The 10,727-nt window shown below is 44.8% G+C and carries 9 protein-coding genes and 1 pseudogene; 9 read left to right on the forward strand and 1 reads right to left on the reverse strand.

The window, feature by feature from the left end; genetic code table 11:
- The 9 genes from AC3A8L_RS15865 to AC3A8L_RS15905 all read left to right on the forward strand — a co-directional run.
- Positions 1-329: hypothetical protein (locus AC3A8L_RS15865; protein WP_487963249.1), on the forward strand; the 329-nt coding region annotated here is incomplete at its 5' end.
- Positions 330-334: 5 nt separating this feature from the next.
- Positions 335-652, forward strand: coding sequence for a hypothetical protein (locus AC3A8L_RS15870; RefSeq protein ID WP_487963250.1), 318 nt, complete (start codon positions 335-337; stop codon positions 650-652).
- 153 nt (positions 653-805) lie between these two features.
- Positions 806-1,327, forward strand: coding sequence for a porin family protein (locus AC3A8L_RS15875; protein ID WP_487963251.1), 522 nt, complete (start codon positions 806-808; stop codon positions 1,325-1,327).
- Positions 1,328-1,920: 593 nt separating this feature from the next.
- On the forward strand, positions 1,921-2,463 hold the full coding sequence (locus tag AC3A8L_RS15880) for a porin family protein (RefSeq protein ID WP_487963252.1): 543 nt from the start codon (positions 1,921-1,923) through the stop codon (positions 2,461-2,463).
- 77 nt (positions 2,464-2,540) lie between these two features.
- Positions 2,541-3,158 carry a porin family protein gene (locus tag AC3A8L_RS15885; protein WP_487963253.1) on the forward strand — a complete coding sequence of 206 codons (618 nt, stop codon included), beginning with the start codon at positions 2,541-2,543 and terminating at the stop codon, positions 3,156-3,158.
- A 299-nt stretch (positions 3,159-3,457) separates the two neighbouring features.
- On the forward strand, positions 3,458-6,310 hold the full coding sequence (locus AC3A8L_RS15890; RefSeq protein WP_487963254.1) for a valine--tRNA ligase: 2,853 nt from the start codon (positions 3,458-3,460) through the stop codon (positions 6,308-6,310).
- A 482-nt stretch (positions 6,311-6,792) separates the two neighbouring features.
- A complete protein-coding gene (locus tag AC3A8L_RS15895; protein WP_487963255.1) occupies positions 6,793-8,205 on the forward strand; it encodes a GmrSD restriction endonuclease domain-containing protein in 1,413 nt (470 codons plus the stop codon).
- Positions 8,198-9,298, forward strand: coding sequence for a DUF3696 domain-containing protein (locus tag AC3A8L_RS15900; protein ID WP_487963256.1), 1,101 nt, complete (start codon positions 8,198-8,200; stop codon positions 9,296-9,298). The genes AC3A8L_RS15895 and AC3A8L_RS15900 overlap by 8 nt, the downstream gene beginning before the upstream one ends.
- A 2-nt stretch (positions 9,299-9,300) precedes the next feature.
- Positions 9,301-10,254, forward strand: coding sequence for a hypothetical protein (locus AC3A8L_RS15905; protein ID WP_487963257.1), 954 nt, complete (start codon positions 9,301-9,303; stop codon positions 10,252-10,254).
- A gap of 118 nt (positions 10,255-10,372) precedes the next feature.
- Here AC3A8L_RS15905 and AC3A8L_RS15910 read toward each other — a convergent pair.
- Positions 10,373-10,727 (reverse strand): annotated as a pseudogene (locus AC3A8L_RS15910) (hypothetical protein); the annotation flags it as partial.

A 10,727-nucleotide genomic window follows, 5' to 3' on the forward strand; every position in this document is an offset into this window, starting at 1 on the left:
TCAACAAGGCGCTCAAAGGGGCGCATGCCGGGGCATGTAACGCTTTGAGCAACGCAGTTGAGGGAGCAGGAGGCAAGTATTATTGGATGAAGTATTTTTTCTTCGGCCCTAACGCTGCACTAGACATAGACATTCAAAAACCGGCGTTTATCGCCGGTTTTTTTTGCTCTCAGTATGGGGATACTAAGTTTTTAACGCGCGACCAAAATTACTCACAATGTTCGCTAAGAACTCAATTCGCTCATTCGATAACTGCCGGTAATCCAAATAAGGCACTTATTGGGACACCCATGATGATAATGACGATTCTCGCTCACGCAGCTACTTAAAGCTCATGAAACCCGGCTTAGCCATCCTCTGCGATCGCATGTTAGGCCGTAATGACATCAATGTGAGTATCGTATTTGTGCCTGAGTGCTCACGCATTCCTTTAATCAACAACCATGGCCCGCACTTAAGCACAATTGTAATCAGTGATAATGTAATTTCCGGTGCCTCTACCGGCGTTACCGACCGCGGCGGCTTAATTCCCGATGCCGATAAGCCTATTAAAGCGTGGAAAGCTGCCATTGGCGAAATTGTAGGCCTTAAAGGTGCCGCCAACCCCTGGGGCTCCGCTTCACAACATCGCAGTATAATGAAATATTCATAAATAAAAAATGGATTGAACAAGCCGGCTCATTAGCCGGTTTTTTTGTAGCTGAATATTTGTTTCAGCTTGTTCATGCTTCGTTAAGCTTCGCAATTTATAATCGGCCAACTGCTAAAAAGCGCAGGACATTATTTAATTCAAGAAGGATTGTTTATGAACAAGTTATTAACCTCTTCGCTCATTACCGCCGCACTGTTAAGTGCCCCATCATTCGCCGAGAGCAACGGTTTTGGTATATTCGGAGCGATTGGCCAAGCAAACCACGATATAATTTCTCTCAGCGATAGCGACACAAGCTTCGCTATCGGCGGTGAATATAAATTCAACGCGAACTTCGCGGTTGAAGGCCGTTACGATGATTATGGCAGTGTCGATTTCAACGAAGCGGATAGCGGTGACGTTTCAGGCTCATCTTTTGGTGCTGGAGTTAAAGGCATAATCCCACTAAACGAACAATTCAGTCTGTTTGCCAAGATGGGTTTAGCAAGCTGGAACTTAGGTGACAGTGAAGACGATGAATCAGGAACTGACCTATACTACGGTTTTGGCGCACAATACATGGCCACTGAACAATTTGGGCTTGGGCTTGACTACACCATGCTTGATGCAGAAATCGTAGATGGTATTGACTATGAGCTGAGTAATATTTCACTTTCTGCCAGCTTTTACTTCTAGAGACAGAGAGGTTTTTACCAAAAGCCAGTGAAAAATTAAGCTGGCTTTTGGGATTATATTTAAACCTATAGGTTCAATCTTAGCGCCTATTGGGACACCCATGATGATAATCACGGTTCTCGCTCACGCGGCTACTTCAATCTCATGGAACCCGGCCTAGCCACCTTCTGCGATCGCATGTTAGGCCGTGATGACATCAATGTGAGTATCGTATTTGTGTCTGATCACTCACGTATTCCTTTAATGGTCCGTACTTAAGCACAATTGTAATCAGTGATAATGTAATTTCCGGTGCCTCTTCCGGCATTACCGACCGCGGCGGCTTAATCCCTGCCTATTAAAGCGTGGAAAGCTGGCATTAGCGAAATTGTAGGCCTTAAAGGTGCCGATAACCCCTGGGGCTCCGCTTCACAACATCGCAGTATTATGAAATATTCATAAATAAAAAATAGATTGAACAAGCCGGCTCATTAGCCGGTTTTTTTGTGGCTGAATATTTTTTCAGCTTGTTCATGCTTCGTTAAGTTTAGCGATTTATAATCACAACCACTGCTTAATGCAGAATATTATTTAACTAAAAACATGGACTTTTTATGAACAAGCTATTGATTACCTCATCGATTCTTACCGCCGCGCTATTCAGCGTACCTTCTTTTGCGGACGATGCAGGGTTTGGCATTTTTGGAGCAGTTGGCCAAGCGAAGCACGATTTCACGATTCAAAATGAGAGTGATACCAGCTTTGCAATTGGTGGCGAATATAAATTCAACTCAAATTTTTCTATCGAAGTCCGCTATGACGACTACGGAACGGCTGAATTCCGTGCGTATGAAACCGACACAATTAGCTATGCCTTTGACATTTCAGGCTCATCTTTCGGTGCAGGCGTCAAAGGTATTATCCCCTTGAATGAGCAGTTTAACCTCTTCGCCAAAATAGGCTTGGCAAGCTGGAACTTAGACACCGCTGGTGGTGACGAATCCGGAACAGATTTGTACTACGGTTTCGGCGCTCAATATATGGCTACCGAACAATTTGGACTTGGCCTTGATTACACCATGCTTGATACTGAAATCGTTGACGGCGTTGACTACGAATTGAGCAACCTCTCACTTTCTGCCAGCTTTTACTTCTAACGACACTTTTTTTACCAGAAGGCAATGAAAAATTGCACTCGTTTCTGGCATTATTTAACTAAAAATATGGACTTTTTATGAACAAGCTATTAATTACCTCATCGATTCTTACCGCCGCGCTATTCAGCGCACCCTCTTTTGCGGCCGATGCTGGGTTTGGCATTTTTGGAGCAGTTGGCCAAGCCAAACATGAACTGGATGTTGTCGATAATGGGATCGATGATAGTGACACCAGTTTCGCATTCGGTGGAGAGTATCGCTTTAACAGTAACTTTTCCGTCGATGTTCGCTACGATGATTTTGGCGAGATGAACTACCGTGGTACCAATGAGTTCTTAAGCTCTGAAGTCGATTATGCAATGTCCTCCTTTTCTTCAAGTGTAAAAGGGATTTTGCCAATATCTGAACAATTTTCTATTTTTGGAAAAGTAGGTATTTCAAGTTGGAGCATAGATGTGGACTTCAAAGTAACATCCAATCTCATAGACTATCCGATTTCTGACTCATTCTCCGACTCAGGCACTGACTTTCACTATGGCTTTGGCGGACAATTCGCAATTAATGATAATTTTGTTATTGGCTTAGAGTACACAATGCTGAGTGCGGGCGTGAGCGACGATTCCGACCCTGAAGATACAAGCTCAGCAGATTACGACATAAGTAACCTTTCACTCTCTCTTGGTTATAACTTTTAGAAGTATTTCCTCGGAGTGGGTAAAAACGGGAAATTTCATTTTTAGCACTCCCCTCGGAGCATCTCGTCAAGCACCATCGAACGAACCACTTACTAAGCGCAGATATCTAAGTAAGCCGAGCCAGAAAATACCGGCTGGTAACCTGCCAGTCCCCATAAAAATAGCGGCGCCCGCCAAGGGCGCGCTTTCTTGCACTCCCCTCAAAGCCCGCCCCCAAAAGCCCCGCCAACCCTGTATAATTCCCGCCTATTTGCATTTACTTTTGCCCTACAACAGGGCCACAGATACACGGGCACACCATGAGCGACGACAAAACCCTACAAGAGAACAAAACCTACCAACCGGCCAATATCGAACAAAACTGGTACAAAACCTGGGAAGAGCGCGGCTATTTTGCCCCCAGTGGCGAGGGTACGCCCTACAGCATTATGATCCCACCACCCAACGTTACCGGTAGCCTGCACATGGGCCACGGCTTTAACAACGCCATTATGGATGCCTACATTCGCTACAAACGCATGAGCGGCAACAACACTTTATGGCAAGGCGGCTGCGATCACGCCGGTATTGCTACCCAAATGGTAGTAGAGCGCCAACTCGGTGCCGAAGGCGTTTCGCGTCACGACTTAGGCCGCGAAAAATTCCTCGAAAAAGTATGGGACTGGAAAGAGCAAAGCGGCGGCACCATCACCCAGCAAATTCGTCGCTTGGGTAGCTCGGTCGATTGGAGCCGCGAGCGCTTTACTATGGACGAAGGCTTATCCACCGCCGTACAAGAAGTGTTTGTACGCTTACACGAAGACGGCCTTATTTACCGTGGTAAACGCTTAGTTAACTGGGACCCAAAACTCCACACCGCCATTTCTGACTTAGAAGTTCTTAACGAAGAAGAAAAAGGCAGCATGTGGTATTTCAATTACCCACTAACTGATGGCAGTGGCCACTTAACCGTTGCCACCACCCGCCCCGAAACCATGCTGGGCGATACCGCTGTGGCCGTCGACCCAGAAGACGAGCGCTATAAAGCCTTGGTCGGTAAAACCATTACCCTGCCGATTACTGGCCGCATTATTCCCATCGTCGCCGATGAATATGTGGACAAAGAATTTGGTACCGGTTGTGTAAAGATAACCCCCGCTCACGACTTTAACGATTACGATGTTGGTAAGCGCCAAAGCTTACCGATCATCAATATTTTTGATCGCGATGCGAACATGCTCAGTGAATTTACCGTATTAGAAAACGGCACTTTTAAAGAGCTAAGCACCGAACCCTGCCCTACCGACTATGCTGGCTTAGAGCGCTTTGAAGCACGCAAAAAATTGATCGCCCAAGCCGAAACCGAAGGCTGGTTACTTAAAATAGAACCGCACGGCCTTAAGGTACCGCGCGGCGACCGCAGCGGCGTAGTAATTGAACCTTGGCTAACCGACCAATGGTATGTGAATACCGCGCCCATGGCCGAAGAAGCCATTCGCGTGGTAGAAGACGGCGAAGTAAAATTTGTGCCCAAGCAATACGAAAATATGTACTTTTCGTGGATGCGCGATATTCAAGATTGGTGTATTTCTCGCCAGCTTTGGTGGGGCCACCGCATTCCCGCCTGGTACGACCACAACGGCAAAGTATTTGTTGGCCGCGATGAAGCCGAAGTGCGCGCAAAGCACAATATAGGCCCCGAGGTTGCCCTGCGCCAAGACGACGATGTGCTGGATACGTGGTTTAGCTCTGCTCTTTGGACTTTCTCTACACTAGGGTGGCCAGAACAAACTAAAGAATTAAAAACCTTCCACAGTACCGACCTGCTAGTTACAGGCTTCGATATCATATTTTTCTGGGTAGCCAGAATGATTATGATGACCACGCACTTTATTAAAAACGAAGATGGCACTTCGCAAGTACCCTTTAAAACCGTTTACGTTCACGGTTTAGTGCGCGATGGCGAAGGCCAAAAAATGAGTAAGTCTAAGGGTAATGTTTTAGACCCAATCGATTTAATCGACGGTATCGATCTTGAGGAGCTTGTTAAAAAACGCACCACCGGCTTAATGAATCCAAAAGATGCCAAAAAAATAGAAAAGGCCACCCGCAAAGAATTCCCCGAGGGTTTAAATGCCTACGGCACCGATGCCTTGCGTTACACCTTTTATTCTTTAGCCAGTACCGGCCGCGATATTAATTTTGATACCGGCCGTATTGAGGGCTTCCGTAATTTTTGTAATAAATTATGGAACGCGGCTAACTTTGTTTTAATGAATACCGAAGGCCAAGATTGCGGCCAAAACGGCAGCGACGATTACACGCTAAACATTGCCGACAAATGGATTATTAGTCGTTTACAGCAAGTCGAAAAATCCATGGCTGAGGGCTTTGCAACCTTCCGTTTAGATATCGCCAGCCAAGTACTTTACGATTTTATTTGGAATGAATACTGCAGCTGGTACATCGAGCTTGCCAAACCCGCCCTTAAAAACGGCGATGCGGCAGCACAGCGTGGCACCCGCCGTACGCTTATTCGCGTACTCGAAACCATCCTGCGTATGGCACATCCTTTAATGCCATTTATTACCGAAGAGATTTGGCACAAAGTTAAAGACCTCGCCGCCACTGAAGGCGATAGCATTATGCTTAAGGATTACCCCATAGCTGATGAGAGTTTAATCGATGCTGATGCCTTGGCGGATTTTGAGTGGATGCAATCGGTAATTGAGGGTGTGCGTAATATTCGTGGCGAAATGAATGTTAGCCCCGGCAAAAAAGTACCGGCTATTTTCACCGCAGGCGAACCGAAGGACAAAGCCCGCCTAGCGGCCAACACTGCATTTTTAAGCACGCTAGCCAGTTTAGAAAGCGCAGTTTGGCAAGACGATGCCAGCCAAATACCCGCCAGCGCCACAACGCTTGTGGGCAAGCTAGAGGTTCACGTGCCTTTAGCTGGCATTATCGATAAAGAAGCCGAACTCGCCCGATTAGAAAAAGAAATGGGTAAAATGGATATCGAGATTAAAAAGCTAGGTGGCAAATTAAGCAACCCAGGCTTTGTCGACAAAGCCCCTGCTGAGGTTGTGCAAAAAGAGAAGGATCGTTTAGCGGGCTTGACTGAGCAGTTGGAGAAGTTGGCCAAGCAGAAAGAGAAGATTGCAGGGTTGTAAAACCTCCATAATGGAAAAGACAAAGGCCTGCAATCGCAGGCCTTTTTTTGTTTAGGTGAAACGTGTATTGAGGCATTCCGGTAGATCTCAGCCAGCACTGCGAGCCATGTTCAAAAACGCCGGGAATATATCCCTATAGGCTCCAATCGGCCATCCCGGCCTCATAGGTTTTGACAAGCCCCGCCGAGCTGGCCTGACGACAAGCCTCACAGCTGAGCAATCGATCTGGACACAATTACTTTTAGCAACTTAAGTGTCAGTCTTCACTCTTACACATGATCAAAGCCCACTCCAGCCAGAAGGTCCTCGTAAAGTGGCTTAAACACCAAAGTTAATATTTCAGAAAATAGATTTCACCGACTTTTTCATAGATCAACTCGAATTAATCATCAACATTCTGTATTGTAAACAGCTATTATTACTGAATTGCCGACATTCCGGTAGGATTCAGCTGATGAGACAAAATTAAGTATTGGCAAGCTATGACCAGAGTAGAAACAATGAGTGAACAGATGATTTCGGACAGTCAGAGCGAACTCGATGGTGCAGACGACGAAGGCCGTGAATCTTGGGGGGATTACCCTCTTGACACGGTCTTTGTGCGTCGTGAACCCAGAACCGTGGCAGATGTTGTTAATCGGATCGAGAAAGGTCGCTACAAACTCGACCCCGAGTTTCAGCGAGACTTTGTATGGTCGCCCATCCAGCAAGCCAGGTTAATTGAGTCTTGCCTTATGAGGATTCCTTTACCTGTACTTTACGTCGCCGAAGATACCGACGGAAAGATTATCGTGGTTGATGGCTTGCAGCGTTTAACCACATTTCACCGATATCTGACAAATCAGTTTGCATTAAACGGGTTAGGTAGTCCAGACCCTAAAAGTCAGATCAAAGAAAAAAAGTTTGAAGAGCTTCCAATACACTTACAGGAACGCATAGAAGACACTCCATTAACTCTATATATCCTTGATGCAAAGGCTCCTGAACGAGCAAAATTAGATATTTTTGAGCGTGTAAATAGCGGAGTCCCACTTACAAGACAGCAGATGCGTAATTGCTTATATTCCGGTACCGCTACTCGCTGGTTAAAAGAGCATGCCGAGTCTGACGAGTTTACAAAGGCAATGGATGCAAAATTAGATAGAAGATCGATGCGTGACAGAGAAGTCGTCAATCGCTTCTGCGCTTTTTATATCTTAGGCTATCAAAGCTATAAATCTGACATGGACGAACACATGGCGCAAGCGCTGACGCGCATGAACAAAATGCCTGAATCTGAACTTAATAAAATGAGTGAGGATTTCTATTTTTCAATGAAACTCAACAATGAGATCTTTGGTAGGCACGCATTCCGTAAAAGTCTCGCAGAGAATACTGAACCAAGTAAGCGCAGTAGTATAAACATCTCACTCTTTGATTCTCTGGCAACTGCATTAGCCAAAATCGCCGAGCTAACAATAAAACCATCGAATGACGAAATTTCATATCGAGTACGAGCATTACTTGCCTACGACCCTTTTATGGCAAGCGTTTCGACCTCTACAAGTAATGTTAAACGAGTCAAGTTAAGGCACCGACTTTTAGAATTAGTACTACTAGACTCATGGAAAGAAGATGTAAGGCAGTTAGTTTATCTCGATATATTATCTGAAGCTATTGATGACCATGGACTGGGGCATCATGATCAGGAGATGAATGAACTATCAAAAAAAATCGTCACTCTATATCACCAGTCAAATGAGGTTGAAAATAATCAAAATGTGTTAATGCAAGACTTTAAGGGTTTTATTTGGAAAAGACCCTCAAAAACCATAATAAAACAACTGCTAGAGTATTCAGAAAAATTTGAACAAAATTCATTAACTAGCCAATCTGGAGTGGAAACTAATGCTTAAAAGCATTGAAGTTGAGAATTTCAAATGCTTTAAAAAGCAAGAAATTCCTTTAGCAGACTTATCCATATTTACAGGATTTAACGCAGCAGGGAAATCAACAGCAATTCAATCAATCTTATTAGCTCGCCAAGTTACAGTTGAAAATAACGGGCAAGCCTACCTCCCATTAAATGGTGAAGTTGTTAAGCTTGGGACCATCGGGGACGCTTTAAATCATTATGCAGCAGAGAGAGTCATAAAACTCACATATTGTTTTAATCACGGCTCGCTCCAATTTATACTAGAGGCAAAAGAACGAACTCAAACTGCATTTGACTTACCTAATGGTGGCGAGCTTTACTCTCTTGAACAGCATAACGAATCCCTAACCGATACAATTTTCATTGGCGCCACACGCCAAGGTACAAAAGATGTATTTCCCGTCCCCGAAGCTGCCAACCCTATCTTTTCGGATGTTGGTGAGACTGGGCAATATGCAGCATGGTGGTTTGATAGATACTCCGATGAGGATATTGACAATTTACGCCAACATAGATTAGAGGAGGGACTGACCCTAAGGCGGCAATTGAATGCTTGGCTTAGCGATCTTTTCCCCGGAGCACAAGTTAATACATCGCCTATTAACCGCACTCCGCTGGTACGATTAGAATTTAAACTAGACGATTTAAGCGATTGGAAAAGGCCCGCCAATGTAGGTTACGGACTAACTTATGCATTTCCAATCCTACTAGCAGGGCTATTGGCAAAAAAGGGGCAAACATTAGTTGTCGATAGCCCTGAAGCTCACCTCCACCCTCGAGGGCAATCGCGCATTGGTCACTTCCTCGGAGTGGTTGCGGCCTCGGGCGTACAAGTTATTGTAGAAACTCACAGCGATCATGTACTAAACGGAATTCGATTAGCAGTGGCAAATAAAATAGTTAAAAAAGAGCAGGTCGTCATACATTTTTTTGAATCCGTTAATGATGACGACGGCAGAAAAGCACATATCACATCTCCCCAAATAGATGTCAACGGTAATTTGAGTGAATGGCCCGAAGGCTTTTTCGACCAACTAGATCAAGACATAGCCTCCCTTAACGGCTGGGGGTAAATATGCCTTGGATATTAAATGATTTATCACTATCGAAAAATGAAAAATGTTTTGAAGATTTTTTTCATGAATTTGAGGATTTCTTAAATTGCGTCGCTAGTACGACAACCCTAAAAACAGACTTTCTCTGCTCTAGAGAAATAGGTAACGCTCTCGTAATTGAAAACACCAGTTTCATGCAGGCAGTGATGCAGCAAGCACCCAGAAACCTTAAGTCAAGAATTATATCCTGGGTTAATAAACATGGACCTTACTGGGATGACAACCGTGCATATAACGACGACGATTACTTCGAGTATAAAAATATCGACGTTACCAATCAAGGGCTTGGGGAGTGCTCTCGCCGGTCTGCCTTGAACATAAACACCTCAACATATAGCTTTGATGGTAGTTTTAATTTCACACCATTATTTATTGATCATGGTTTAAAAGAAGATCGCCTGGGGAACTTCGAAATCAAGAACTTGTGGTCTTTGGCGAACTTAAAGCAAGAAGCTTTATCCACTTTACCAGCACCTAAAAACTGGAAAGAATCTTATGATAGGCTCGTATCAAACCATCAGAAGCTAAATTTTTCTGAAGACATTCTGCAGCAATTATCGCCGACACCTTTCACGATAACTATTCACGATCGGTTAAACGAGTTATGCAGGGTTCTTGAAGAGTATCTCGCGAGCCGGGATGCGGATGGAAGACATACAGAAAATACCGAAAAAATACTACAAGATCACTTTCACGGTAGCAAGGCCTGGTTTAGTGATGAGTCAGCTACTGATAAGCACAAATTTAAAAATGAATTGACATTTAAAAATCCTCGATCAGGTAAACCAGGAATATTTACCTATCACGGAAAAGTTAAAACACCTCAAGTACGAATATATTTTGAATGGCCCGTTAAGCCGAACCAAAACAATATACATGTTGTTTATATCGGCTCGAAAATCACCAAGAAATAATGACCCAATCACATTCGAGGATATCCATAACACTCTCTCAGGGTGGAAATAGTAAGCCTTAACTCAAAATACGCATTCTAGGACACCCTCATCACTCTTTCATATGCTTGGACAGGCACTACCTCAAGGCGTCGGGGATAGATTTCTCAGGCCTTCGCGTGTCGGGAGCACGTGTAGAGTGCCCAGCTTTGGCAGGGATAGCCAATGGTAGACTTCGCATGGAGCAAGATGTCCAGATGGCTTGAGCGTACCAGAATAAACGAGGACAGGCACTCATCAAATAACGGCGAGCCCTACCGTCACCCAGCGCAGTCACTTGGCCGCTAGTAATCAGCTTTGCGATCAAGCGCTGCGCTGTTCGTTTGGCAATGCTGGCGCGCGCGGTCAAGAGCTCACTCAGCGTCAATCCGCTTTCAGACTCCAGAATGCTATTCAGTAAGTTTTCCGTGGATGACATAGTGTTGTGGCGCCAT

The sequence above is a fragment of the Marinagarivorans sp. genome (genome assembly GCF_982758155.1).

Coding starts and splice junctions, on each gene's coding strand:
- AC3A8L_RS15890 (WP_487963254.1), top strand. CDS start 3,458: ATGAGCGACGACAAAACCCTACAAGAGAACAAAACCTACCAACCGGCC.
- AC3A8L_RS15885 (WP_487963253.1), top strand. CDS start 2,541: ATGAACAAGCTATTAATTACCTCATCGATTCTTACCGCCGCGCTATTC.
- AC3A8L_RS15895 (WP_487963255.1), top strand. CDS start 6,793: ATGACCAGAGTAGAAACAATGAGTGAACAGATGATTTCGGACAGTCAG.
- AC3A8L_RS15870 (WP_487963250.1), top strand. CDS start 335: ATGAAACCCGGCTTAGCCATCCTCTGCGATCGCATGTTAGGCCGTAAT.
- AC3A8L_RS15875 (WP_487963251.1), top strand. CDS start 806: ATGAACAAGTTATTAACCTCTTCGCTCATTACCGCCGCACTGTTAAGT.
- AC3A8L_RS15900 (WP_487963256.1), top strand. CDS start 8,198: ATGCTTAAAAGCATTGAAGTTGAGAATTTCAAATGCTTTAAAAAGCAA.
- AC3A8L_RS15880 (WP_487963252.1), top strand. CDS start 1,921: ATGAACAAGCTATTGATTACCTCATCGATTCTTACCGCCGCGCTATTC.
- AC3A8L_RS15905 (WP_487963257.1), top strand. CDS start 9,301: ATGCCTTGGATATTAAATGATTTATCACTATCGAAAAATGAAAAATGT.